Source organism: Paraburkholderia atlantica (genome assembly GCF_000092885.1).
Classification (GTDB): domain Bacteria; phylum Pseudomonadota; class Gammaproteobacteria; order Burkholderiales; family Burkholderiaceae; genus Paraburkholderia; species Paraburkholderia atlantica.
Map to the genome: position 1 here is coordinate 2,281,345 of NC_014118.1, position 26,356 is coordinate 2,307,700.

Annotated in this window: 17 protein-coding genes, 2 tRNA genes and 3 rRNA genes; 16 read left to right on the forward strand and 6 right to left on the reverse strand. The window is 61.5% G+C overall.

Annotation, left to right across the window (positions count from 1 at the left end; translation table 11 throughout):
* Positions 1–41: 41 nt before the first annotated feature.
* The 4 genes from BC1002_RS26270 to BC1002_RS26285 form a co-directional block, all read right to left on the reverse strand.
* A complete protein-coding gene (locus BC1002_RS26270; RefSeq protein ID WP_013093038.1) occupies positions 42–2,144 on the reverse strand; it encodes an FUSC family protein in 2,103 nt (700 codons plus the stop codon).
* A 6-nt stretch (positions 2,145–2,150) separates the two neighbouring features.
* A complete protein-coding gene (locus BC1002_RS26275; RefSeq protein ID WP_013093039.1) occupies positions 2,151–2,771 on the reverse strand; it encodes a MarR family winged helix-turn-helix transcriptional regulator in 621 nt (206 codons plus the stop codon).
* A gap of 84 nt (positions 2,772–2,855) precedes the next feature.
* Positions 2,856–4,514 carry an ATP-binding protein gene (locus tag BC1002_RS26280; RefSeq protein WP_013093040.1) on the reverse strand — a complete coding sequence of 553 codons (1,659 nt, stop codon included), beginning with the start codon at positions 4,512–4,514 and terminating at the stop codon, positions 2,856–2,858.
* A 3-nt stretch (positions 4,515–4,517) separates the two neighbouring features.
* A complete protein-coding gene (locus BC1002_RS26285; RefSeq protein ID WP_013093041.1) occupies positions 4,518–6,032 on the reverse strand; it encodes an ATPase domain-containing protein in 1,515 nt (504 codons plus the stop codon).
* A gap of 197 nt (positions 6,033–6,229) precedes the next feature.
* Here BC1002_RS26285 and BC1002_RS26290 point away from each other — a divergent pair, with 197 nt between their 5' ends.
* Complete coding sequence (locus tag BC1002_RS26290; protein ID WP_013093042.1) at positions 6,230–6,670, forward strand: hypothetical protein; 441 nt, start codon at positions 6,230–6,232, stop codon at positions 6,668–6,670.
* 13 nt (positions 6,671–6,683) lie between these two features.
* Here the strand turns inward: BC1002_RS26290 and BC1002_RS26295 are convergent, their stop codons facing one another.
* Positions 6,684–7,304, reverse strand: coding sequence for a histidine phosphatase family protein (locus tag BC1002_RS26295; protein WP_013093043.1), 621 nt, complete (start codon positions 7,302–7,304; stop codon positions 6,684–6,686).
* 266 nt (positions 7,305–7,570) lie between these two features.
* On the opposite strand from BC1002_RS26295, the gene BC1002_RS26300 reads away from it, so the two are divergent.
* The 8 genes from BC1002_RS26300 to BC1002_RS26335 all read left to right on the forward strand — a co-directional run bounded on the left by BC1002_RS26300 (position 7,571) and on the right by BC1002_RS26335 (position 15,700).
* Positions 7,571–7,792, forward strand: coding sequence for a CbtB domain-containing protein (locus BC1002_RS26300; protein WP_013093044.1), 222 nt, complete (start codon positions 7,571–7,573; stop codon positions 7,790–7,792).
* A gap of 11 nt (positions 7,793–7,803) precedes the next feature.
* Positions 7,804–8,544, forward strand: coding sequence for a CbtA family protein (locus BC1002_RS26305; protein ID WP_013093045.1), 741 nt, complete (start codon positions 7,804–7,806; stop codon positions 8,542–8,544).
* A gap of 588 nt (positions 8,545–9,132) precedes the next feature.
* Positions 9,133–10,665 (forward strand): 16S ribosomal RNA (locus BC1002_RS26310).
* Between the two features lie 79 nt (positions 10,666–10,744).
* A tRNA-Ile gene (locus tag BC1002_RS26315) sits at positions 10,745–10,821 on the forward strand.
* Positions 10,822–10,879: 58 nt separating this feature from the next.
* Positions 10,880–10,955, forward strand: a tRNA-Ala gene (locus tag BC1002_RS26320).
* A 307-nt stretch (positions 10,956–11,262) separates the two neighbouring features.
* Positions 11,263–14,141 (forward strand): 23S ribosomal RNA (locus tag BC1002_RS26325).
* 200 nt (positions 14,142–14,341) lie between these two features.
* Positions 14,342–14,455, forward strand: a 5S ribosomal RNA gene (rrf, locus tag BC1002_RS26330).
* The 16S, 23S and 5S rRNA genes sit together here with 2 tRNA genes alongside, the layout of an rRNA operon.
* A 201-nt stretch (positions 14,456–14,656) precedes the next feature.
* Positions 14,657–15,700, forward strand: coding sequence for a transporter (locus BC1002_RS26335; protein ID WP_041735229.1), 1,044 nt, complete (start codon positions 14,657–14,659; stop codon positions 15,698–15,700).
* A 133-nt stretch (positions 15,701–15,833) separates the two neighbouring features.
* Here BC1002_RS26335 and hmpA read toward each other — a convergent pair whose 3' ends face one another.
* Positions 15,834–17,015 (reverse strand): NO-inducible flavohemoprotein, encoded by a 1,182-nt coding sequence (gene hmpA / locus BC1002_RS26340; RefSeq protein WP_013093047.1) that lies wholly within the window; start codon positions 17,013–17,015, stop codon positions 15,834–15,836.
* A 138-nt stretch (positions 17,016–17,153) separates the two neighbouring features.
* Between hmpA and norR the strand changes: the two genes are divergently transcribed.
* The 7 genes from norR (at position 17,154) to BC1002_RS26375 (ending at position 26,351) form a co-directional block, all read left to right on the forward strand.
* Positions 17,154–18,749 (forward strand): nitric oxide reductase transcriptional regulator NorR, encoded by a 1,596-nt coding sequence (gene norR / locus BC1002_RS26345; protein ID WP_013093048.1) that lies wholly within the window; start codon positions 17,154–17,156, stop codon positions 18,747–18,749.
* Between the two features lie 225 nt (positions 18,750–18,974).
* Positions 18,975–19,817 (forward strand): HTD2 family dehydratase, encoded by an 843-nt coding sequence (locus BC1002_RS26350; RefSeq protein WP_013093049.1) that lies wholly within the window; start codon positions 18,975–18,977, stop codon positions 19,815–19,817.
* A 19-nt stretch (positions 19,818–19,836) separates the two neighbouring features.
* The gene (locus BC1002_RS26355; RefSeq protein WP_013093050.1) at positions 19,837–21,000 is read left to right on the forward strand and encodes an acyl-CoA dehydrogenase family protein; all 1,164 of its coding nucleotides are present in this window, start codon (positions 19,837–19,839) and stop codon (positions 20,998–21,000) included.
* A 16-nt stretch (positions 21,001–21,016) separates the two neighbouring features.
* Complete coding sequence (locus BC1002_RS26360; protein WP_013093051.1) at positions 21,017–22,195, forward strand: CaiB/BaiF CoA transferase family protein; 1,179 nt, start codon at positions 21,017–21,019, stop codon at positions 22,193–22,195.
* A gap of 108 nt (positions 22,196–22,303) precedes the next feature.
* The gene (locus tag BC1002_RS26365; RefSeq protein ID WP_013093052.1) at positions 22,304–23,692 is read left to right on the forward strand and encodes an MmgE/PrpD family protein; all 1,389 of its coding nucleotides are present in this window, start codon (positions 22,304–22,306) and stop codon (positions 23,690–23,692) included.
* Positions 23,689–24,507 carry an HpcH/HpaI aldolase/citrate lyase family protein gene (locus tag BC1002_RS26370; RefSeq protein WP_013093053.1) on the forward strand — a complete coding sequence of 273 codons (819 nt, stop codon included), beginning with the start codon at positions 23,689–23,691 and terminating at the stop codon, positions 24,505–24,507. Before BC1002_RS26365 ends, BC1002_RS26370 begins: the two co-directional genes overlap by 4 nt.
* Positions 24,508–24,731: 224 nt before the next feature.
* A complete protein-coding gene (locus tag BC1002_RS26375; protein ID WP_013093054.1) occupies positions 24,732–26,351 on the forward strand; it encodes a glycoside hydrolase family 43 protein in 1,620 nt (539 codons plus the stop codon).
* Positions 26,352–26,356 lie beyond the last annotated feature (5 nt).

A 26,356-nucleotide genomic window follows, 5' to 3' on the forward strand; every position in this document is an offset into this window, starting at 1 on the left:
GCGTGCAAGCGGGCACGAGCAGCGGCGCAAGAATGGGGACGTCACGCGGCGGCCTCCGGTTCGGTCGGCGTTGGTTTCGTGAGGGTCGCCGGAAACAGCGAAAGACGCAAGCCGACCAGCGCGTGCAGCGCATCGCGCAAGTGGCGCGCCGAGGTCTGCGAGGTCTCGATCGGCGCCGCGGCGTTGGCTAGCCCCTGCGCGGTGACGCGCGCGACGGCCACGTCGATCAACGACATCAGGCTGTCCGGTACCGGCTCGCGGTGGCGTCGCGCGACGCAGCTCTCGTAGTATGTACGCACTCCATCGAGGACATGCTCGATCGCGCCGGCCGCTTCGCCGCCGAGCTTGCGGGTGAGGCGGCGCAGATCGAGCGCGTTGAACGCGATGCGCAGGTCGCGGAAGCTCTCGATCGACGGATGGCGGTAGTCGTCGGTGGCCGCGAGGCGCGGGATCAATTGCATCAGCCGGTCGAGCATGCGGGCGGCGAGGTTGCGCGGATCTTCGATCGGCCGCGTGGACGCGGTCAGCGCGACGTCGGCCCAGCTAGAGCGCAACAGGCGCGCCGCGGCGAGCTCGGCGCCGAATGGGCGCGTCACGCGAGTCCACAGGTACGCATAGAGCAGGCCGGAGAGCCCCGCGAGGTTGGCGTTCAGGAACGTCAGGAAGTTCGCGTCGTACGCGTCCTGAATGCTGATGAAGGTGGCCGTGTTCACCGCGACCAGCACCGTCACCATGTTGAACTGCGGGCGCGGAATCAGCGTGCCGACCAGAATGAACGGCGCGGCGAACAGAATCACCAGCATCGCGAAGTCGTGCACCTGCGGCAGCACGACGAACAGATAGAGCCCCGCGGCCACGACGGCGACGCCCGTCGCGACGAAGAAGCGGAACACGAACGGCGCGGGCTCGTCGAGCGCGGCAAAAAAGCAGCAGGCCACGGCCGCGAGCGTGACCGCGCTCGCGCCGTCGTTCCAGCCCGAGCCGATCCACAGCGCGCACGCGAGCACCACGGCCGCGCCCGCCGACAGGGTAGCGAACAGCATCATGCCGCGATCGTAGAAGCGCTCGGTGCCGCCGAGCCGCCAGTGACGGAAATGCGGCCGCCACGAACCTTCCTCGCGCGTGATGATGATGCGCAGCGAGCGGCAGTCCTGCCACACGTCGATCACTTGCCCGAGGCGCCACAACGCATTCGACAGCAGCGCGCCGTCCCAATGCGCGAGCGCGGCGGCGGGCGGGCGCATCGCGGCGATGCGCGCGCGCAGCGAGTTGGCGGTTTCGTCCGCGTGATAGCCCTCGCTCGGCTCCGGCAGCGGTTGGTCGAACCACTTGACGACGTCGTCGATCAGCGTCTGAAGCCCCTCGGGCCAGTGTTGCGGACCATTGTTGTAGAGCGCGAGCAGCGGATCGGCGAGCGACGACATGATCGGCAGCAGCAACTGCATGCGGCCTCGTAGCTCATGCGCGCGCGCGAGCACGTCGGGCCGCGTGTGATCGTAGGCGAGCTGGCTCAGCAGCAGTTCGAGACCGTTGATCGTGCTCGCGAGCCGTTGCCGCGCGCCGGAAATCGCCGAGCTTGCGATACGGCCGGATAGCGTTTCGGTCGCGTAGAACGCGGCGTCGCGAAACCATGCGTCGGTGCGCTCGATGATCGTCGGCGCGAGCCGGCTCGGAAACACCGCGCTGCCGACGATGCTCGCGCAGACGATGCCGACAATGATCTCGAGGGTGCGGCTCACGGCGAGATCGAAGACGCCGGCCGGATTCGTCACCGACGGCAGCGCGATGATCGGCATCGTATAGGCGGCCAGCATGAACACGTAGCTGCGAGCGGTGCGGTCCGATACCGCTAGGTACAGCATCGTGCCGGTCCACGTCGCGACGATCACGCTGAACAGGTACGGCGATTCGACGAACGGCGGCACCAGCAGCACCGCGCCCGACGCGCCGAGCACCGTGCCCAGCGCACGATAGATCGCCTTCGAACGGGTCGCGCCGACGAACGGGTTCGACACGATGTAGACGGTGGCCATCGCCCAGTACGGCCGCGGCAGTTCGAACGCGAGGCCGATGTAGAGCGCGAGCATGGCCGCGGCGAACGTCTTGACGGAGAACAGCCAGTCGCGGAGGGTGGGATAGACCATAAACCGTTACGCGGAATCGGCGTTGTGCGGCGCGCTGGCTCGCACGCCGCGCTTGGTGGATTTGCGCGCCTTGACGGTGCCGCGTGATTTGCCGGCCGTTTTGGCCGCGCTTTTGCCGCTCGTCCGTTTGACCTTGCTGGCAAGCACGTCGCCTTTGGCGGGCTCGCGCTCGCCGCCGCCTGGTTCGGCGCGTGCGGCGGCATCGGTCGTGAATGCGTCGAACACGCGCAGCGCGGCTTCGAGATCGTCGCGCGAGACGCCTTTGAGCGCCTGCGCGCGCAGCGTGACCAGCTCCTCTTCCATCTTCGCGGTGACGGCGCGGCCTTCGTCGGTCAGGACGACGGTCTTCGCGCGGCGGTCTTCGGGGTCTTCGTCACGGCGCATCAGGCCGGCCGCGCACAACTGGTCGAGCAGCCGCACGAGCGATGGTCCCTCGATGCCGATGTGGTCGGCGAGCGTGACCTGACGCACCGCCGAGCCGAGCCGGCTCGCGGTCAGAAGCGGCGTCGCGCACGCTTCGGAGACGTTGAAGGCCGCGAGCACACCGTGACTCGTGCGCCGCCACTTTCTGGCGGCGACGACCAGGGTGCTGCTGACGGTGCGGCGCAAGACATCGAGATTCGACATGGCCAGTATTGTATTTCCAAAATATTCGTTAGCAAACTATTGAATTGGAAATCGTGGCCGAACCGGAGGAGTCTGCGGTGCGATTCACGCAACCAGCCCGATCCGCACCGTGCGCGCGAGATCGTCGAGCTGAAACGGCTTGCGCAGGATCGTGCAATGCTTGACCGCGAGATCGGAAATGTTGACGTCCGCATAACCGGTCGCGAGGATCACCGGCAGATCGGCACGAAGCTTGCGCGCCGCGGCGATCACGTCGATGCCGTTCATGCCCGGCATCGCGAAGTCGACCATCAGCAGATCGGGGTGATCGTCGACGAGGCGGTCAAGGCCCGCCTGGCCGTCGGCGGCCTCGGTCACCGTATAGCCGAGCATGCGCAACGATTCAACGAGCATCGCACGCACCTCGTTGTCGTCCTCGACCACCAGCACGTGCTTGTCACCGGCCGCGTTCGCTTCCGCGTCGGACTCCGCTTCGCTGTGCGTAGCCGCCCGTTCGCGCATCGGCAGCCAGATCTGCACCGTGGTGCCGATGCCTTCTTCGCTGAAGATCCGCGCGGCGCCACCCGCCTGCCTCGCGATGCCGTACACCTGACTCAGGCCGAGCCCCGTGCCCTTGCCGACAGGCTTGGTCGTGAAGAACGGATCGAATACGCGCGACACAACCTCGGGCGGAATGCCTTCTCCGGTATCGGTGACTTCGATCACGACGTAGCGGCCTTGCTTCAGCGTCTGATCGGGCGCATCGCGCAGGGTCACGTGAATGTCGAGGCGGCCGCCATCGGGCATCGCGTCGCGCGCGTTGATCGCGAGATTGAGCACCGCGAGCTCCAGCTGATTCGCGTCGGCCCGGGTCCACATTTCATTGCGCTCGAAGTCGTTGCCATAGCGGATGCTCGAGCCGAGCGACACCGCGATGATGTCGCGCATGCCTTGCAGCAGCGCGACCACGTCGATCGCTTGCAGATTCGGATTGCTGTTGCGCGAGAAGGTCAGCAGCTGGCCGGTCAGTTTCGCGCCGCGCTCGGTCGCGCGCTTGACGGTGGCCGCCATGCCGCGCAGGCGGTCGTCGCCGCTCACGCGCGCGATCAGTTCCGCGTTCACCATGATCACGTTCAGCAGATTGTTGAAGTCGTGCGCGATGCCGCCAGTCAGCTGGCCGAGCGCTTCCATCTTCTGCGATTGCACGAGCACGGCCTGCACCTTCGCGCGTTCGTGGATCTCGGCCATCAGCCGGTCATTGGCTGACGCGAGTTCGTGCGTGCGCGCGGCGATGCGGCTTTCCAGCGAATCGTTCAGTTGCTCCAGCGCGTCCTGTGCCTCGATCCGCTCGGCAAGGAGCCGTCGCGATTCATATTGCCGCCCGCGGGCCCGCAACGACGACGCGACCGCGCGCCGCAAGGTTTCCGAATTGAGCGGACGTTCGAGCACCACGACGTTGCCGAGCCGTTCGAGAACTTCGAGGCCGCGGGTGGATCGATGGCCGATACTGCGCGCGGCGAGCAGGATGAACGGGAAGTCGGACCATGCTGGCTGCCGTTCGAGCCACGCAAACAGGCCCGCGCCGTGGCCGTTCGCGAGCGCTTCCTCGGTCAGCAGCGCGGTGCCTGCGCCGGCGTCGAGCTCGCTGGTGAGCGCGTCGGCGTCGTCGCAGGTCACGCAGGCGCGCGCGTCGTTGTGCAACACAGCGGCGATCACTTCGGCGTCGCGGCCGAACGGTGCGAGGATGAGGACGCGCTGCTCCATCGCTTACTGTCCCGATGTGTCGATCAGATTGTTCGTCGCGCCGAGCATCGCGGTGCTGCCGCGATACGAGGGCAGGCCCGACAGCACGCCCTCGAAGTCACGCAGCGCTTCGCCGACCTCGATGCCTTGGGTGCCGAGGCGGAACTGGCGGATCGTGCGTTCATGATCGTTCGCGCGGCTCTTGACGGCGGTTACCGCGGTCAGCACTTCGCCGTGATGCTCGAAGTAGCGGAACAGCACGACCACGTCACTCAGATAACTGATGTCGACCTCGGTCTGCACCTCGCCGATGATGCCGTGCTGCCCGAGTACGAGCATCGTGACCACGCCTTGCTGATTCAGATAGCCGAGTAGCTCGTGCATGTGCAGCAGCAGGAAGCGCTCGCCGGGCATCGCCTGCAGATAGGCATTCAGGCTGTCGATCGCGACGTAGCGCACGCGCTCGTTTTCGACCGCGTTGCGCACGTCGCTCGACAGCTCTCCCGGTGAGATTTCCGCGGGATCGATCTGGCGCAGCGTCAGCAGACCGCTGTCGACATGCGGTGCGAGGTCCATGCCGAGCGACGCACAGCGCGAGACCAGTGTGCTGAGCGTTTCGTCGAACACGTAGTACGCGCAGCGATCGCCGCGTTCGAGCGCGGCAAGCAGGCACGACACGACGGTGGTGGTTTTGCCGACCCCCGACGGGCCGATGATCAGCGAATTGGTGCCGGGTACGAGGCCACCGCCTAGCAGCGCGTCGAAGCCGGGTGTACCGGTGCTCATCGGGCTCGTGCCGAATTCGCTGTGATGCTCGGCGGCGACCAGACGCGGATAGACGCGCAGACCGCCGGTGTTCAGCGTGAAGTCGTGATAGCCCTCGCGGAACTTGATGCCGCGCATCTTCGCGATGCGCAGGCGGCGGCGGTTGCCGCCGTAATCGTGGGCAATGTTGTCGAGGCTGATCACGCCGTGCACGATGCTGTGCAGCTGAATGCCGGAGGCGCTGGCCGACGTGTCGTCGAGCAGCAGCACCGTGCATGCGCGCGTCGAGAAATGGTGCTTGAGCGCGAGAATCTGCCGACGGTAGCGCAACGGGTTCTCCGCCAGCAGACGCAGTTCGGACAGGCTGTCGAGTACGACGCGCGCGGGCTTCAGTTCGTCGACGTGTTCGATCACGTTGCGCACGCTTTCGCCGAGTTCGACTTCGGCGGGGTGCAGCACGGTCTGTTCGTATTGCGGTTCGAGCCCTTCTTCGGGCAGCTGCTCGAGGATCTTGAAACGGCTTAGATCCCAGCCGTGGCTCGCGCCGATCGCGAGCAGTTCGGCATGGGTTTCGGACAGGGTGACGTAAAGACCGGTCTGCCCTTCGTCGAGGCCCTTGAGTAAGAATTGCAATGCCAGGGTGGTTTTACCCGTGCCTGGCACACCCTCTACGAGGTACATGCGGTTCGGCGTAAGACCACCGCCGAGGATGTCGTCGATTCCTTCGATGCCCGACGATAAGCGGGCGGGGATGGGGGCGGTGGTAGTCGACATGATGGTTGAAATGACGTCGGCAGTGGCTTTGATCGGAAACGGCGCGATGTTGCGGCCGGTATGGCGCCACGCAAGTTGTGTGCCGTCCTGCGGCGCCTGTGCGCTGGGTGCTCCCGCGCATAGGCATGGACCGTGCGGTGGACGGAGCTCGCTGCGAGCTTTTCTTCTGCAGCACTCTGGACGCTTTCACGCACAATATGAAAATCTGTCGACTCTCCGCTATCGCGCTTACCGCGGCATCGCTCGTTGCGCTGCTGCCGGTCGGCGCATCCGCCGACGATAGCCCCAGACCTTGCGGCGCGCTGAAACGGATCGTCGCCGCGGCGCCGGACGGCTTCGCCTCGCTGACGCCCGACGATGGCAAAGGCGTCGCGCAACCTTATGGCGATGACGCGCAATGCTCAGCCGCGCATCGCAGTTTCCAGTGCACATGGACGCCGCATCAGGCGGCGGGCTCGAACGCGGATGCATTGGAAGCGGTCGCGGCCGACATCGCGTCGTGCCTGCCCGACGCAACACACGATCAGAATTCGCCGGCACGTCAGCACTTTTATCTCGGCGCGAAGAATCGACGCACCGAAATCACGCTGACGCCGGAGGGGGCGAACCGGTTGCGGCTCGTTGTGTCGAGTAGGTAAGCGGTGGTTCCGTTCAGGCCGTGGCAGCCGGCCACCATGACCAGCCGCGTCGCGAGCGACGTAATTCGACGACCGACAGCGGAGCGATCTCGATGCGGCAGAACACGGTTGGCGATGCGCCGAGGGCATGCACGATTGCCGCTCGCAGCAGAGTTGCGTGGGTGATCGCGACGATGGTTCGACCGTGTGCAGAGGCCGCGAAGCTTGCTTCGTTGACCGCGTTGCATGAACGTACGTCCTCCTGTTGCGCGTCGAGCCACTTGCCGACCCGCTGCACGAGTCGATCGAACGATTCACCGCCGGGGGGCGCGGCGTCGGGCTCGCGTGTCCAGGCGGCGAGTTCGCGGGGTGTTTTGTCGGCAATGTCGGCGAGGCGCTGGCCGCGCCATTTGCCATAGTCGATATCCGCCAATGCGTCGGCAGGCGTGGCGCTCAGACCGAGCGCGACAGCCGTTTCGCGCGCGCTGGCGGCGGGGCTGGTGAACACGGTGGCGTCGGCGGGAAGCGCGAGACGGGCGCGCGCCGCTTCGGCTTCGGCGCGGCCGCGCGTGTCGAGCGGATCGTCGGCGGGGAAGCGGCCCGCGCGCTGCGCGGCCGTTGCCGCATGGCTCATCAGTAATAGTCGCGTATCCATTCTTTGCCTCGGCGCCCGATTCGCACTTGCCTGCGTGGCTTCATCGGCTCGCGGCGCGCGTTGCGAGGCAGCCCTCGCCGTCACGGAAGCCGCAGTTTAGCGCGTAGAATACTGACACTGCGAAGCACGGAAGCCGGTGAGAGCCCGGCGCGGTCGCGCCACTGTAATCGGCCTTGCAATCCACAAGAGCCGAAAGCCAGACCTGAGCTTCGCATCATTCCTCTGCAATCGACTTTCGGGGCGCGTCACCCCAGGAGATGTCCATCATGACCGAAGCTGTTTTCGATCGCGCCGCGCAACCGGCGGCCCAGCCCACTCCCATTCCTTTGCGCGAACTGCTGCCGTGGGTGGTGTTCGGCGGCTTGCTGCTGTTGCTCGCGCTTTACTTCGTTGGTGCGGAACAGGGCGCGACGTCGCTCGTGCCCGGCATGTACGTGCATGAGTTCGTGCACGACGGCCGCCATCTGCTGGGCTTTCCCTGCCACTAACGGAGTTCGACATGGTAGGTAAATTGTTGGTGCGCGGGATGCTCGCGGGCATCGTCGCGGGCTTGCTCACGTTCGCGTTCGCGCGAATCGTCGGCGAACCACAGGTCGATCAGGCCATTTCGCTCGAAGAAAAAGCTGCCGCCGCGCGCGGCGAGGCGCCCGAGCCCGAAATCGTGAGCCGCGAGACGCAGGCCGGCCTCGGCCTGCTGACCGGCGTGGTCACGTATGGCGCGGCATTCGGCGGTCTGTTCTCGCTGGTGTTTGCCTATGCGTACGGACGCGCGGGTATGTTGAGCGTGCGCGCGTTGTCCGCATGGCTCGCGCTCGGCGCATTCATCTCCGTCGTGGTCGTGCCGAATATCAAGTATCCGGCCAATCCGCCGTCGATCGGTGATCCGGAGACGATCGGCACACGCACGGGTCTGTTCTTTCTGATGATCGCAATCTCGCTCGCGACGATGGTGTTTTCGCTGAAGGTGCGGCGCCGCGCGGCGGCGAAGCTGGGTGCGTGGAACGGGTCGATTGTCGCGGGGCTCGTGTTCGTCGTGATCATCGCGGCCGTGCAACTGTCGATGCCGGTCATCAATGAAGTGCCGGCGACGTTCCCGGCGGTGCTGCTGTGGAAGTTCCGCGTTGCTGCGATCGGCATGCAGGTGGTCATGTGGACGACGATCGGGCTGCTGTTCGGCGCGATGGTCGAGCGCAGTGCTTTTATGCGTACGAATGCGCGGGTGACGATGAAGTCCGCCTGAATCGGACGGTGACGCGTGGCCGCACAAGCGGCCGCGCTTCGCGCGCAATTCGCGAGAATGGTTTTGGATCAAGTACTTGGTGCGGTTGTGGAGCGGTTATCCACAGCCTTGCGAACATTTTCTGTGGAAAAGCTGCTTAACGGCTTTTCGCAACTCCACTCGACGCGGCGCCCACGGGAATCCAACTGGATGCCTAACTAATTCAGATTGCGCGCGCCGCTGCTCATTTTTTAAGCTCTTCGACTTTTTAAAATAATTTGTGAGAAGGGTATTGACGGAGCGTGGGCCGCTCTCCATAATCTCGCTTCTCTGCTGCAGACGCAGCGACGCAAACGAAGCGGTGCCGGGTGGTGGTGGTTCAGGCGCAGCGGGTTTCGCGGATCGATCTTTAAAAACTAACAGCCGATAAGTGTGGGTGCTTGATGCGGAATGCGGCGGCGGATTCTCCGGAGTCTGCCGCAAGGCAAAAGTATCAGAAGCCTCACACAGTATTAGAGGAAGGTTTGTCTGTCGAAAGACGGATCAATCATCGTCAGTACGTTGAGTGAGCGACCGGTTCGTAACTGAACCGAAAACAGTAACAGGTTTGAACTGAAGAGTTTGATCCTGGCTCAGATTGAACGCTGGCGGCATGCCTTACACATGCAAGTCGAACGGCAGCACGGACTTCGGTCTGGTGGCGAGTGGCGAACGGGTGAGTAATACATCGGAACGTGTCCTGGAGTGGGGGATAGCCCGGCGAAAGCCGGATTAATACCGCATACGCTCTGTGGAGGAAAGCGGGGGATCTTTCGGGACCTCGCGCTCAAGGGGCGGCCGATGGCAGATTAGGTAGTTGGTGGGGTAAAGGCCTACCAAGCCGACGATCTGTAGCTGGTCTGAGAGGACGACCAGCCACACTGGGACTGAGACACGGCCCAGACTCCTACGGGAGGCAGCAGTGGGGAATTTTGGACAATGGGCGCAAGCCTGATCCAGCAATGCCGCGTGTGTGAAGAAGGCCTTCGGGTTGTAAAGCACTTTTGTCCGGAAAGAAAACCTCTGGGTTAATACCCCGGGGGGATGACGGTACCGGAAGAATAAGCACCGGCTAACTACGTGCCAGCAGCCGCGGTAATACGTAGGGTGCGAGCGTTAATCGGAATTACTGGGCGTAAAGCGTGCGCAGGCGGTGCTGTAAGACCGATGTGAAATCCCCGGGCTTAACCTGGGAACTGCATTGGTGACTGCAGCGCTGGAGTATGGCAGAGGGGGGTGGAATTCCACGTGTAGCAGTGAAATGCGTAGAGATGTGGAGGAACACCGATGGCGAAGGCAGCCCCCTGGGCCAATACTGACGCTCATGCACGAAAGCGTGGGGAGCAAACAGGATTAGATACCCTGGTAGTCCACGCCCTAAACGATGTCAACTGGTTGTCGGGCCTTCATTGGCTTGGTAACGTAGCTAACGCGTGAAGTTGACCGCCTGGGGAGTACGGTCGCAAGATTAAAACTCAAAGGAATTGACGGGGACCCGCACAAGCGGTGGATGATGTGGATTAATTCGATGCAACGCGAAAAACCTTACCTACCCTTGACATGGATGGAATCCTGGTGAGAGCTGGGAGTGCCCGAAAGGGAGCCATCACACAGGTGCTGCATGGCTGTCGTCAGCTCGTGTCGTGAGATGTTGGGTTAAGTCCCGCAACGAGCGCAACCCTTGTCCCTAGTTGCTACGCAAGAGCACTCCAGGGAGACTGCCGGTGACAAACCGGAGGAAGGTGGGGATGACGTCAAGTCCTCATGGCCCTTATGGGTAGGGCTTCACACGTCATACAATGGTCGGAACAGAGGGTTGCCAAGCCGCGAGGTGGAGCCAATCCCAGAAAACCGATCGTAGTCCGGATCGCACTCTGCAACTCGAGTGCGTGAAGCTGGAATCGCTAGTAATCGCGGATCAGCATGCCGCGGTGAATACGTTCCCGGGTCTTGTACACACCGCCCGTCACACCATGGGAGTGGGTTTTACCAGAAGTGGCTAGTCTAACCGCAAGGAGGACGGTCACCACGGTAGGATTCATGACTGGGGTGAAGTCGTAACAAGGTAGCCGTATCGGAAGGTGCGGCTGGATCACCTCCTTTCCAGAGCTATGCATTCCTTGCACTCAAGTGCTCACGCTTATCGGCTGTAGTTTGGTAGAAGCAACGCAGACAGACTCAGGGGTCTGTAGCTCAGTCGGTTAGAGCACCGTCTTGATAAGGCGGGGGTCGATGGTTCGAATCCATCCAGACCCACCACTGTCTTGTCTGGTGAGCTGGTCGGGTGAAACCTCTGGAGTGTGTGTTGTGTGAGACTGGGGGATTAGCTCAGCTGGGAGAGCACCTGCTTTGCAAGCAGGGGGTCGTCGGTTCGATCCCGTCATCCTCCACCAATCCTCAATGCGCAGGGTTCTGCATGAAGGCAGAGCGTTGCGCATTGGCGATTGAGCCAGTCAGAGCGGTACACGATCAAATCGTGATATCGGCTGTCGTTCTTTAACAATCAGGAAGAAGTAGTAAAGAGATTCACGAAAGCGTACCTGGAGATGGGTGCGTGAGTAGGTGAATCAGGGTTGTGATTGTATCGATGTATTTTAAGGGAATCGAGAGATTGCCTTTGGAATACGGCGCAACACGAATACTCAACCTGTAGCGGCATGTGATCTGCGGTGAGCAATCATTGAGACACACCCGTTATAGGGTCAAGCGAACAAGTGCATGTGGTGGATGCCTTGGCGATCACAGGCGATGAAGGACGCGGTAGCCTGCGAAAAGCTCCGGGGAGCTGGCAAACGAGCTTTGATCCGGAGATGTCCGAATGGGGAAACCCACTCCTAATGGAGTATCCATGACTGAATCCATAGGTCATGTGAAGCGAACGCGGTGAACTGAAACATCTAAGTAACCGCAGGAAAAGAAATCAACCGAGATTCCCAAAGTAGTGGCGAGCGAAATGGGATCAGCCTGTACTCTTTATTCTCATTGTTAGTCGAACGCTCTGGAAAGTGCGGCCATAGCAGGTGATAGCCCTGTAGACGAAAACAGCGGGAAAGAACTGGGTGTACGACAAGTAGGGCGGGACACGTGAAATCCTGTCTGAAGATGGGGGGACCATCCTCCAAGGCTAAATACTCGTGATCGACCGATAGTGAACCAGTACCGTGAGGGAAAGGCGAAAAGAACCCCGGGAGGGGAGTGAAACAGATCCTGAAACCGCATGCATACAAACAGTCGGAGCCTCGTAAGGGGTGACGGCGTACCTTTTGTATAATGGGTCAGCGACTTACATTCAGTGGCGAGCTTAACCGATTAGGGCAGGCGTAGCGAAAGCGAGTCCGAACAGGGCGTCCAGTCGCTGGGTGTAGACCCGAAACCAGGTGATCTATCCATGGCCAGGTTGAAGGCACGGTAACACGTGCTGGAGGACCGAACCCACTAACGTTGAAAGTTAGGGGATGAGCTGTGGATAGGGGTGAAAGGCTAAACAAACCTGGAAATAGCTGGTTCTCTCCGAAAACTATTTAGGTAGTGCCTCGTGTATCACCTTCGGGGGTAGAGCACTGTCATGGTTGTGGGGTCCATTGCGGATTACTTCGCCATAGCAAACTCCGAATACCGAAGAGTGCAATCACGGGAGACAGACATCGGGTGCTAACGTCCGGTGTCAAGAGGGAAACAACCCAGACCGCCAGCTAAGGTCCCCAAATATGGCTAAGTGGGAAACGAAGTGGGAAGGCTAAAACAGTCAGGAGGTTGGCTTAGAAGCAGCCACCCTTTAAAGAAAGCGTAATAGCTCACTGATCGAGTCGTCCTGCGCGGAAGATGTAACGGGGCTAAGCCATATACCGAAGCTGCGGATGCACATTAATGTGCATGGTAGGAGAGCGTTCCGTAAGCCTGCGAAGGTGCACTGGAAAGTGTGCTGGAGGTATCGGAAGTGCGAATGCTGACATGAGTAGCGATAAAGGGGGTGAAAGGCCCCCTCGCCGTAAGCCCAAGGTTTCCTACGCAACGTTCATCGGCGTAGGGTGAGTCGGCCCCTAAGGCGAGGCAGAAATGCGTAGCTGATGGGAAGCAGATTAATATTTCTGCACCATTGTGAAATGCGATGGGGGGACGGATCGCGGAAGGTTGTCCGGGTGTTGGAAGTCCCGGTCGCTGCATTGGAGAGGGTGCCCTGGCAAATCCGGGCACAGGACTCAAGGGTGTGGCGCGAGCTTCTTCGGAAGCGAAGCAACTGGAAGGGGTTCCAGGAAAAGCCTCTAAGCTTCAGTTTCACAGTGACCGTACCGCAAACCGACACAGGTGGGCGAGATGAGTATTCTAAGGCGCTTGAGAGAACTCGGGAGAAGGAACTCGGCAAATTGGTACCGTAACTTCGGGATAAGGTACGCCCTGGTAGCTTGACTGGCCTGCGCCAGAAGGGTGAAAGGGTTGCAATAAACTGGTGGCTGCGACTGTTTAATAAAAACACAGCACTCTGCAAACACGAAAGTGGACGTATAGGGTGTGACGCCTGCCCGGTGCCGGAAGATTAAATGATGGGGTGCAAGCTCCTGATTGAAGTCCCGGTAAACGGCGGCCGTAACTATAACGGTCCTAAGGTAGCGAAATTCCTTGTCGGGTAAGTTCCGACCTGCACGAATGGCGTAACGATGGCCACACTGTCTCCTCCCGAGACTCAGCGAAGTTGAAGTGTTTGTGATGATGCAATCTCCCCGCGGCTAGACGGAAAGACCCCATGAACCTTTACTGTAGCTTTGCATTGGACTTTGAACCGGTCTGTGTAGGATAGGTGGGAGGCTATGAAGCGTGAACGCCAGTTTGCGTGGAGCCGTCCTTGAAATACCACCCTGATCTGTTTGAGGTTCTAACCTTGGTCCGTAATCCGGATCGGGGACAGTGCATGGTAGGCAGTTTGACTGGGGCGGTCTCCTCCCAAAGTGTAACGGAGGAGTACGAAGGTACGCTAGGTACGGTCGGAAATCGTGCTGATAGTGCAATGGCATAAGCGTGCTTGACTGTGAGACTGACAAGTCGAACAGGTGCGAAAGCAGGTCATAGTGATCCGGTGGTTCTGTATGGAAGGGCCATCGCTCAACGGATAAAAGGTACTCTGGGGATAACAGGCTGATACCGCCCAAGAGTTCATATCGACGGCGGTGTTTGGCACCTCGATGTCGGCTCATCTCATCCTGGGGCTGTAGCCGGTCCCAAGGGTATGGCTGTTCGCCATTTAAAGAGGTACGTGAGCTGGGTTTAAAACGTCGTGAGACAGTTTGGTCCCTATCTGCCGTGGGCGCTGGATATTTGAAGGGGGCTGCTCCTAGTACGAGAGGACCGGAGTGGACGAACCTCTGGTGTACCGGTTGTCACGCCAGTGGCATCGCCGGGTAGCTATGTTCGGAAGAGATAACCGCTGAAAGCATCTAAGCGGGAAACTCGCCTTAAGATGAGATATCCCCGGGGCTTCGAGCCCCTTGAAGGGTCGTTCAAGACCAGGACGTTGATAGGTCAGGTGTGCACGTACAGTAATGTACTGAGCTAACTGATACTAATTGCCCGTAAGGCTTGATCCTATAACAGGTGTGTCTCGACAACCGTCAGCGCTTCAGCGCTTACGGGTGTCCGATCCCCGAAGGGGATGAAGACATGCCGGTTGAGATCGGTGTTGTGCCAGAAACAACACAACCCCACACACGAATCCTTTACGCTTCTTCCCGATTGGCTGTGGCGCCGGGTTGACCCCAACCTGAGAGCGACGCAGCAACCCGTCATGCCTGATGACCATAGCGAGTCGGTCCCACCCCTTCCCATCCCGAACAGGACCGTGAAACGACTCCACGCCGATGATAGTGCGGATTGCCCGTGTGAAAGTAGGTAATCGTCAGGCTCCCCCAAAGCCAGAAACCCCACCCCCAGCGGTGGGGTTTTTGCGTTTACGCGGCCGTCATCGGCAGAGATGACGTTCCCGTGACAATCCAGCCGCCGCAATTCGACAATACGACGCCGGAAAGTGCGCGCGTCAACTCTCTTTCAATCGTTCGCGCTATGCTCACGTATTCCTTTCGGAAGCGCTGGCATTGAACGACCTATGGGATCAGATCTGTCATTGCAAACCTACGGCGCGGATTCGTCGGGTATGGTCTGCGGTTTCCGGTTTTCGCCGACGCTCGCCGGACGGCCGATCGACGCGGATGAAGTCATCGACTGGTTCAGCGAGCGTGAGGACGATGCCGACACTACTGCAAAGGACGCCAGCGAGTTTCTATGGCTTCATTTCAATCTCGCGCATAGCGCGAGCGAGCGCTGGATGCGCACGCAACTCGATCTGCCCGAGACGTTTTTCGATGCCTTGCGCGAAGGCTCCCATTCGACACGGATCGAGCATGCGGACGGCGCACTGCGCGCGGTCGTCAACGACGTCATGTTCAACCTCGAATTCATCCCGTCCGAAATCGCGACGCTGTGGATCTACGCAACCAGGCGGCTCATCGTCACCGCGCGGCTGAAGCCGCTGCGCTCGGTCGACCGTTTGCGCGCGTCGGTACGGCAAGGGGAAGTATTCAGGTCGCCTGCCGAGTTGCTCGTTCATTTGATGCGCGACCAGGCCGACCTTCTCGTGCAGATCGTCCGCCGAACGAGTGCCGACGTCGATCGTATCGAGGACCGTTTTCTGTCGCAACGGCCGACGCAAAACCGCCTCGACCTCGGCGCGATGCGTCGCACGCTGACACGCCTGCAACGGATGCTGGCGCCCGAACCGGGTGCGATTTTCCGCTTGCTGGCGAGGCCGCCTCGCTGGCTTCATGTGGAAGACGTGCAGGATCTGCGTGAATCGACGGAGGAGTTCTCGGTGGTGCTTTCGGACGTGGCCGGATTGATCGAGCGGGTCAGATTGCTGCAGGAGGAAATCACCTCGCGCCTCGAGGAGCAGAACAACCGCACGCTCTTCACACTGACGCTCGTTACCGTGCTGGCGATGCCAATCAATATCGTCGCTGGCTTCTTCGGCATGAACGTCGGTGGCATTCCGCTCGCCGAGAACAAGCATGGATTTTGGGTGATGGTGCTGCTGGTCGCCGGCTTTACCGGGCTGACAGGCTGGTGGGCATTTCGGCGCAGAAGGGAGCGCTAGAACGCGCCGCAGATTTGGCCCGCTTCTTACGAGGCCAAACCCACCGGCGCGAGTGAAACCAGAACATGCCCGTCTTCGAATACGCTTCTCAGCGATTCGAAGAGGGCAAGTACTCGTTGATTACTCCCGTGCGTTATTCGAGCGCGGCAGCCGGCCCAAAGAACTCATAACGGCTCTGCGATTCCGGCACGCCGATCGCCTTCAGGCATTTCTTGATCGCCTTCATGAACGCGATGGGCCCGAGGAAATACACGTCGACATCGCGCGTTTCCGGCAGCCACTTCTTCAGATTCGCTTCGTCGACATAGCCGACTGCGTGCGCGTCGGCGTCGCCATCACGACGCTGCTCGTAGCAATAGAAGCGCTTCAATTGCGGATGGCGCGCGGCCAATGCATCGATGGCGCCGCGGAATGCATGCACGCCACCATGACGGGCCGCGTGAATGAAATGCACCGGACGATTGGTCTTCAGCGCGGCCTGCAGCATCGCCATCGTCGGCGTTATACCGACGCCGCCGCTGATCAGCACCAACGGCTTGTCGCCAGGTTGCAGCGTAAATTCGCCGGCCGGCGCGAACAGTTCGAGCGTGTCGTTTTCCTTCATCTGCTCGTGCAGATACGTCGACACGGTTCCATTCGGTTCGTGTTTCACGCTAATGCGATATTCGCGACCATCGCTCATTGCTGACAGCGAATAGTTGCGACGCACTTCTTCGCCGTCGATCACCAGACGCACGCCAATGTACTGCCCCGGCTTGAATGCGAGCAATTCGCCGCCGTCATCGGGACGCAGATAGAACGACGTGATCTCGTCGCTTTCACGCACTTTGCGCGCGACGCGGAACAGCCGCGTGCCGCGCCAGCCGCCGGGCGCTGCTGCGCTTTCCGCGTAGATTTTCTCTTCGAGTCCGATCAACAAATCCGCGAGTTGCTGATACGCGGCGGCCCACGCTTCGATCACGGCGTCGGTTGCGACGTCCGCGCCGAGTACTTCACGAATCGCGCGCAGCAGGCACTTGCCGACGATCGGATAGTGCTCAGGCTGCACGTTCAGCGACACGTGCTTGTTGATCACCTGCGCGACGAGCCCGCCCAGTTGCTCGAGCTGATCGATGTGGCGTGCGTACATCACCACGCCGTTGGCCAGCGCACGCGCCTGCGAGCCGCTCGCCTGATGGGATTGATTGAAGATCGGGCGCACTTCCGGGTGCTCGCTAAGCATCACGCGGTAGAAGTGCGTGGTGAGCGCCTCGCCGCCGCTTTCCAGGAGCGGAACGGTTGCTGTGATAATGGCGCGGTGTTCGGCGGATAACATATTTTTAAGTCCTGGTGAGAGTCTGTGTGAGCGTCTGTCTATCAGCGAGTGTCACAGCCGGTTCCGGCAGACTGCCTCTACTATCCACGAATCGTGCCAGGTATAAAATGCATGTAGATCAACGATCTGGCAAACAGGATGGTGCATTCGACCCTGGTCGAAAAGACTCAACCCGCAGTCGATCTGACTACGGAGGCGGTCCTCGACGTTCTTACCCCGCTGATTCTCGACCTGTCGCGCGAGCTGTCCGAGCGCGAGCGTTATCGACGTCTGCTCAGCGCGCTGCGCTCGCTGTTTCCTGGCGACGCGGCCGCATTGCTGCGCCTCGAAGGCGATACGCTGGTGCCGCTCGCGATCGACGGCTTGAGCAGCGATACGCTCGGGCGGCGTTTTCGCGTCGCCGAGCATCCGCGCTTTCAGGCGCTGCTGGCCCAGCCGGGGCCGACGCGCTTCGCGGCTGACTCCGAACTGCCCGATCCCTACGATGGCCTCGTGCAAGGCATGGCGGCCGGGCACCTCGAAGTGCACGACTGCCTGGGGTGCCCGCTGTTCATCCGCGGCGAGCCTTGGGGGTTGCTGACGCTCGACGCACTCGACCCGGCGCGCTTCGACACACTCGACATGGCTTCGCTGCAGGCATTTCTCGGCCTCGCGGCCGCGACCGTCAGCGTCGTCGAACGCATCGACGCGTTGGCGCGCAATGGCGAGGAGGCGCAGCGTCGCGCGGAAGCTTATCGGCTGGCGAGCAGCGAGAGCCGGCGCGAGCTGATCGGCAGCAGCGACGCGCATCGCCGCATGGTGAAGGAGATCGAGGTGGTGGCCGCCAGCGATCTGACCGTGCTCGTCACCGGCGAGACCGGCGTCGGCAAGGAGCTGGTCGCGAACGCGATCCACGCGCTGTCGCCGCGCGCGAACAAGCCGCTGATCAGCCTGAACTGCGCCGCGTTGCCCGATACGCTCGTCGAAAGCGAGTTGTTCGGGCACGTGCGCGGCGCGTTTTCGGGAGCGTCGGCGGATCGGCGCGGCAAGTTCGAACTCGCCGACGGCGGGACCATTTTCCTCGACGAGGTCGGTGAGTTGCCGCTCGCGGTGCAGGCGAAGCTGTTGCGCGTGCTGCAGAACGGCCAGTTGCAGCGCATCGGCTCGGACCACGAACACAGAGTCGACGTGCGGCTGATCGCCGCAACCAATCGCGATCTCGCCGAAGAAGTGCGCGCGGGCCGCTTTCGCGCCGACCTCTATCATCGTCTCAGCGTATATCCGCTGCGCGTTCCGCCGTTGCGCGAGCGTGGCCGCGACGTGCTGCTGCTGACGGGCTTCTTCCTCGAAGACAATCGCTCGCGGCTCGGTTTGCTGAGCCTGCGTCTTGCGGCTGACGCGCAGGCCGCGTTGCTGCGCTACTCATGGCCCGGCAATGTGCGCGAACTCGAGCATCTGATCGGACGCAGTGCGCTGAAGGCGTTGGCGGCCAGTCGTGAGCGCCGCCGGATTTTGACGTTGACCGCCGCGGACTTCGCGTTGTCCGACCTACCAGAAAATGAAGCCGAGCAAACGGCCACGCAGAGCGAGGAAAGCGAGACGAAAGACTTTCGCAGCGCGGTCACCGAGTTCGAACGCAATCTCGTTCTCGAAGCGCTGGTCCGCAACAGGCACAACTGGGCGGCGGTCGCGCGCGAGCTGAGGCTGGACCGGGCGAATCTGAATCGGCTGGCGAAACGGCTCGGGCTCAAATAAGCGGGCAGGTGAAGGAGCACCGCAGCGCAGCTCGGTAAAGCAATCAGGTCGGGTCTCGTCGAATCTCTCATCGCGCTGAAAACAGATTGTCATCGCTTCGCGCTGGGCCTAACGTCTTAATCAAAACCAAAGGCCCGCTTCGGAAAATCGAACTTCGCGGCACACGGCGCGTCGGTCATAGTGGGCCCTAACGAGAACCAACACACTAAACCAGGAGACTCCGCCATGTCCACTGCCCCACAGAGGCTCGACGATTGGCTCAACAAACAGGCGGTGACCGAAGACGACATCACCGCGTTTCCGTTAGCGGCGCTCGCCGCCACGCTCGATCGCGAAGAAAGCGGCAACACAGTGCCGCCGTTGTGGCACTGGTTGTACTTCCTGCCGGTCGCGCCGCTCTCCGAAGTCGGTCCCGACGGACATCCGAAGCGTGGCGGTTTTCTGCCGCCCGTGCCACTGCCGCGCCGCATGTGGGCTGGCGGCCGGCTCACGTTTCATGCGCCGCTGAAGATCGGTGAGCACGCGCGGCGCACGTCGACGATCGCCAATATCGAGGACAAGACCGGCCGCTCGGGCCGCCTCGTGTTCGTCACCGTGCAACACACGATTGAAGTCGATGGTGAGTTGAAGCTCGAAGAGGAGCACGACATCGTCTATCGCGACGCGCCGCAACAGGGGGCGCGGCCGCAACAGCCGGCGCCCGCGCCCGAGGGCGAAACGTGGCGTCGCACGATCGACGCCGACGCCGTGATGCTGTTCCGCTACTCGGCGCTGACTTTCAACGGCCATCGCATTCATTACGACCATCCCTATGTCACGCAAGTCGAAGGCTATCCGGGCCTCGTCGTGCATGGCCCGCTGATCGCGACGCTGCTCGTCGATCTCGTGCGCCGCGAACTGCCGCAAGCGACGCTGCAAGGCTTTGCGTTTCGCGCGCTTCGTCCCACGTTCGCGGATCAGCCGTTCACGGTATGCGGCAAGCCCGCGGCCGACGGCAAGACCATCGACCTGTGGGCGAAGGACCACGAAGGTTATCTGACCATGCGCGCGACCGCCGCGCTCGCCTGAATTTCCACGAGACTCGACTATGCAAACCATGCAACACGATTCGTTCCAGGACATTCGAGAGGCCGTGCGCGATCTGTGTCAGCAGTTTTCCGGCAAGTACTTCCGCAAGGTCGACGAGGCGCGCGACTATCCGGAAGAGTTCGTCGACGCGCTGACGAAGGCCGGCTGGCTCGCCGCGCTGATCCCGCAGGAATTCGGCGGCTCGGGGCTCGGGCTCACGGAAGCGTCGGTGATCATGGAAGAGATCAATCGCGCGGGCGGCAACTCGGGTGCGTGCCACGGGCAGATGTACAACATGGGCACGTTGCTGCGGCATGGTTCGGAAGAACAGAAGCGCAAGTATCTGCCGAAGATCGCGAACGGCGACTTGCGTCTGCAATCGATGGGCGTGACCGAGCCGAGCACCGGCACCGATACGACGAGAATCAAGACCACCGCCGAACGGCGCGGTGACCGTTACGTGATCAACGGTCAGAAGGTGTGGATCTCGCGCGTGCAGCACTCGGACCTGATGATCCTGCTCGCGCGCACCACACCGCTCGCGGACGTGAAGAAAAAATCGGAGGGCATGTCGATCTTCATCGTCGATCTGCGCGAAGCGACCGGTCATGGCCTGACCGTGCAGCCGATTCTGAACATGGTCAATCACGAGACCAACGAGCTGTTTTTCGACAACCTCGAAATCCCGGCCGAGAATCTGATCGGTGAGGAAGGACAAGGCTTCAAATACATTCTCGATGGCCTCAACGCGGAGCGCACGCTGATCGCCGCGGAATGCATCGGCGACGGTTACTGGTTCGTGGATAAAGTCACCGAGTACGCGAAGGAGCGCGTCGTGTTCGGCCGACCGATCGGACAGAACCAGGGCGTCCAGTTTCCGATCGCGCGCTCGTTCATCAATGTCGAGGCAGCGAGCCTGATGCGCTTCGAAGCGGCACGTCGTTTCGACGCGCATCAACCGTGCGGTGCACAAGCGAACATGGCCAAGCTGCTCGCGGCGGATGCGTCGTGGGAAGCGGCCAATGCGTGCCTGCAATTTCACGGCGGGTTCGGCTTCGCGTGCGAATACGACGTCGAGCGCAAGTTTCGGGAAACGCGTCTGTATCAGGTCGCGCCGATTTCGACCAATCTGATCCTCTCGTACGTGGCCGAGCATATCCTCGGGCTGCCGCGTTCATTCTGACCCGCTGGCGGACATCATGAGACCACTCGACGGTATCAAGGTCATCACGCTCGAACACGCGATCGCCGCACCGTTCTGCACGCGTCAACTGGCCGATCTCGGCGCGCGCGTGATCAAGATCGAACGGCCCGGCGTCGGCGATTTTGCGCGCGGCTATGACGAACGTGTGCATGGACTGTCGTCGCACTTTGTGTGGACCAATCGCTCGAAAGAAAGTCTTTCGCTCGACCTGAAGCAACCCGCGGCGGCGGAGATTCTCGATGCATTGGTTGCCGATGCCGACGTGCTCGTGCAGAACCTCGCACCGGGTGCTGCCGAACGGCTCGGCCTCGGCTACGACACGCTGAGCCAGAAGTATCCAAAACTGATCGTCTGCGATATTTCCGGCTACGGCGCGGACGGTCCGTATCGCGACAAGAAGGCGTACGACCTGCTGATTCAAAGCGAGTCCGGCTTTCTGTCTATCACCGGCTCGCCCGGCGCGCCGGCGAAGGCGGGCTGTTCGATCGCGGATATCGCGGCAGGTATGTACGCGTATTCGAATATCCTGAGCGCGCTGTTGCAGCGGGGACGCACGGGGCGCGGTTGCCGTATCGACGTGTCGATGCTCGAGAGCATGGTCGAGTGGATGGGTTATCCGCTCTACTACGCGATCGACGGTCAGCCGCAGCCCGCGCTCGCGGGCGCCGCGCATGCAACGATCTATCCGTACGGACCGTTTCCCGCAGGCGACGGCAAGACGGTCATGCTAGGCCTGCAGAACGAACGCGAGTGGAAGCTGTTCTGCGAGCGCGTGCTCGAACAACCTGAGCTAGCAAGCGACGAACGCTTCGCATCGAACTCGAAACGCACCGCGGCGCGCAATGCATTGCGCGAGGTGATCGTCGCGGCGTTCGCAAAGCTGAGCGCCGCGCAGGTGATCGAGCGACTCGATCAGGCGGGCATCGCGAACGCGCAGATGAATACGCTCGCGGACGTGTGGGCACATCCGCAATTGAAGGCGCGCGAGCGCTGGCAGGAAGTCGGCACGGCAGCGGGCGCGATACCGGCATTGCGTCCTCCGGGTTTGCCTTCCGACATCGAGCCTCGGATGGACCCCGTACCCACGCTTGGTCAACATACCGAAACAATTCTGCGTGAGCTTGGCTACGACAATGTCCGTATCGACGCGCTGCGCGCGGCCGGCACGATCTGATGCAGTAAGCCTGTATCGCTTCGCGCCGGCACGCAGACGATGCGGGATGACGAGGCGGTATTTCGAGCGAACCAAATGTAGCCTGGCATAACACGGCGCACGACACTCATGAACGACCATCCCAGTCTCACGCTTGCCACTTTCGCCGCGCAACTCGACTTCGACAGCGTGCCGCATGAGGTCGTCGAGCGGACCGTCAACCTGTACGTCGATTGGCTCGGCTCGGCGCTGGCCGGCAAAGGCGCTCGCCCGGTCGAGACGGTCGCCCGGTTTGCGCGCGCGGCGGCCGGTGCGACCAACGAGGGCCTCTGCGAGGTGCTGATCGATCGCGGCCGCACCACGCCGTATTTCGCCGCGATGATCAACGGCGCTGCATCGCATTTCGCCGAACAGGACGACGTGCACAATGGCTCGGTGTTTCATCCGGCGACCGTCGTGTTTCCGGTTGCGCTCGCGTTGGCACAGGCAAAGCGAGCGTCAGGGCGCGACTTCATCGCGGCGGCCGTGGCGGGCTACGAGGTCGGCATTCGCATCGGCGAATTTCTCGGGCGCTCGCACTACAAGGTGTTTCACACCACGGGCACGGTCGGCACGCTCGCGGCGGCGGCAACTGCAGGACGTTTGCTGGGTTTGTCGCCGTCGCAGATGCTCGACGCGTTCGGCTCGGCGGGCACGCAGGCGAGCGGCCTGTGGGAATTTCTGCGCGACGCCGCCGACTCGAAGCAACTGCACACCGCAATGGCCGCCGCGAACGGCCTGATGGCCGCGCAACTCGCCGCCGACGGCTTCAAGGGCGCGACGCATATCCTCGAAGGCGCGCAGGGCATGGCCGCGGGCATGTCGAGCGATGCCGATCCGGCGCGCCTCGTCGATCGGCTCGGCAGCCGCTGGGCGACCGCGGAGACGTCGTTCAAGTATCACGCGGCGTGCCGCCATACGCATCCGGCCGCCGATGCGCTGCTCGCTGTGGTGCAGGCGCATCGTCTCGCGCCGCGCGACATCGTGAAGGTCGTCGCGCACGTGCATCAAGGCGCGATCGATGTGCTCGGTCCCGTGATCGCGCCGCGTACCGCGCATCAGGCCAAGTTCAACATGGGCACGGTGCTCGGGCTCGTCGCGCATCACGGCTATGCGGGCGTGACCGAATTCGAGCAGGGTTTCGACGCGAACGAGATCGTTGTGTTTCGCGACAAGGTCACGATGGCGCTCGATGCTGAAGTCGACGCCGCCTATCCCGCACGCTGGATAGGCAAGGTCACGGTGACCACGACCGACGGTCGCGTGTTCGACGGGCGTGTCGATGAGCCGAAGGGCGATCCGGGGAACACGTTGTCGCGCGGCGAGATTGCGACGAAGCTGCATCGGCTGGCGGCATTCTCGGGTGCGGCTAGTGACGAGGAGGCGGCGCAACTGCTCCGCCGCGCGTGGCGTGTCGCGGAGGAGACGCAGATTGGCCCGCTATTCGATGCAACTTCGCGCACGACGGTGGCAGCATGAGCGCGCTGCCCCGGTCATATCTGTTCGTGCCTGGCAATCGGCCTGAGCGGTTCGACAAGGCCTATGCGGCCGGCGCGGATGCGGTGATTCTCGATCTGGAAGACGCGGTGCAGCCGGATCAGAAAGTGCCGGCGCGCGCGGCGGTGGTGGCCGCGGTATCGGCCAACGCATCGCGGGCCGCGTGGGTGCGTATCAATGGCTCGGGTACGCAATGGTTTCCAGACGACGTTGCGGCGCTCGTTGGGCAGAGTGGCGTCGCGGGAATCGTGCTGCCGAAGGCCGAGACGCGCGAACAGATCTGCGCGGTGCTGGCGAACGCGCATCGGGCGTTGAGCGTACTGCCGATTATCGAGACTGCGCGCGCGTTCGCGAATCTTGCCGAGTTGTGTAGCGCGCCGCGCGTGCTGCGTATCGTGTTCGGAACGCTGGATTTTCAGGTCGATCTCGGCATAGATGGGGATGACGAGGAGTTGCATTTGTTTCGCTCGCAAATCGTGCTTGCGTCGAGGCTGGCTGGCATCGGTGCGCCAGTGGATGGCGTGTCGACGACCATTACCGATGCTGATGCGGTGCAAGCCGATGCGCGGCGCGGGCGGCGGTTTGGTTTCGGCGGCAAGCTCTGCATTCATCCGAAGCAGATCGACGCGGTGCACCGTGCATATGCATGGAGCGACACCGAAGTGGAGTGGGCGCGACGGGTGCTTTCTGCCGTCGAAGCGAACCACGGCGCCGCGGTTGCGGTGGATGGGCGGATGGTCGATATGCCGGTGATCCTGCGGGCGCGGAGAGTTTTGGGCAATTCCGGAAGCTTCTGACAATGTGGTTTTCGTCGTGCCTTCATAGCAGGATTCCTATTCATCGCCTGTCGGTCATTCGGACGATGTACCGGTAAGCATCTCACGCAAGGGAATACCCTTCCATCATCGCACTTGAATAGTTAGCAGATCACATGCTAGATTGAATTGTTAGCGGTAACAAAACTCGCCGGAAAAGAAGAGAAGACCCGTTCCTTTCAGCACGTCAGGTAAATACCCTCTCGATGAGTACTATTCAAAATCCAGTTCTGCGCGGCTTTAATCCGGACCCTTGCGTATGCCGTGGCAAGGATGCGTGGTATATCGCGGTTTCAACGTTTGAATGGTATCCGGGCGTTCTCATTTACGAATCGAAAGACTTCGTCAACTGGGAACTCAGGGCCACTCCTCTGGACAGGTTATCGCAATTGAACCTGATCGGAGAGCAGCCGTCCGGAGGCATATGGGCACCGGCCCTGTCCTATCACGACGGTCTTTACTGGCTCGTCTATACCGACACCAAGGCATGGAAAGGCGAGCAGAAGATCTCCCCGCTGCGCGACATGCATAACTACCTCGTGACCGCGCCGGACATCACTGGACCTTGGTCAGAGCCGGTGCATCTCGTGTCCGGTGGATACGATCCATCCCTGTTCCACGACGAATCCGGCAAAAAGTGGCTCGCTTATATCCGGCGCGACTTCAGAGGAATCTACGAAGATCTTTTCGTCGGAATCGTTCTGCGGGAATACTCGGTACAGGAGGAAAAGTTGATCGGTGAAGAGCGCGTCATCTACAAAGGCGCCAACCTGAAGACCGATTACTTCATGAAATGTCAGATATACGAGGCTCCCCATTTGCTGAAGAAGGGGGACTGGTACTACCTGATCACGGCGGAGGGCGGCACAGGCTATACGCAGGCAACGTGTGTATCCAGGTCCCGCGATATCTTCGGTCCATACGAGCTTCATCCTGACACGCCGATGCTCACGTCGCGCGACGCGAATGGACGGATCCAGCGGACCGGCCACGGCAATCTGGTCGAGGGTCCGAACGGCCAGTGGTACATGACGTTCCTCGGATCGAGACCAATCGACGCGCAAACGAAGCGCTCGCCGCTAGGACGTGAGACCTGCATCGCGCCGATCGAATGGCATGCAGACTGGCCTCGTCTCGCCACTGGCGGGGTGGTTCCCGCCGAAACCTTCGCGATCGACTCGGATATCGACCAAAGGCTCGACAGCAGTTGGGCGATCGATTTTGGACAATGTGCCGCTCTGCCGCTGGAACTGCAGAGTCTACGCATTCCCATTAGCGACGACTGGTGCAATCTTCACGATCGTCCGGGCTATCTGCGGATAAGGGGTCAAGAGTCACCGACTTCGCGCTTCCATCAGAGCATGCTGGCCTGTCGCATCCGTGACTGGCAGTTCGAAGTCGAAACGGCGCTGGAATTTTCGCCGAAGTCATATCTGCACATGGCTGGACTCATGGCGCGTTACGACGAAAACACCTTCTACTACCTGTTCGTCACGCGCGACGACGACGGCACGAAAATCCTGTCCTACATGGAAATGGATGCCGGCAGCTTCGCCTACAGCAATCGACTGGCGACGCTGCCCGAGTCCACCGGCATCGACCTGCGAATTCGCGTCGTGGACGCGAAATTGCGCTTCTTCTATCGCTTGACGCAGGGTGACTGGAAGGATCTCGGACTGGAAAAGGATTTCACGAAACTGAGCGACGAATATGCGACCCCAATCGGCTTCACGGGGGCTTTCGCAGGTATCACCGTCAACGACATGCTCGGCTTTCGCGAGCCTGCCGACTTCAAGTCGTTCTCATATCGCCAACTGACCGGCTAGAACCC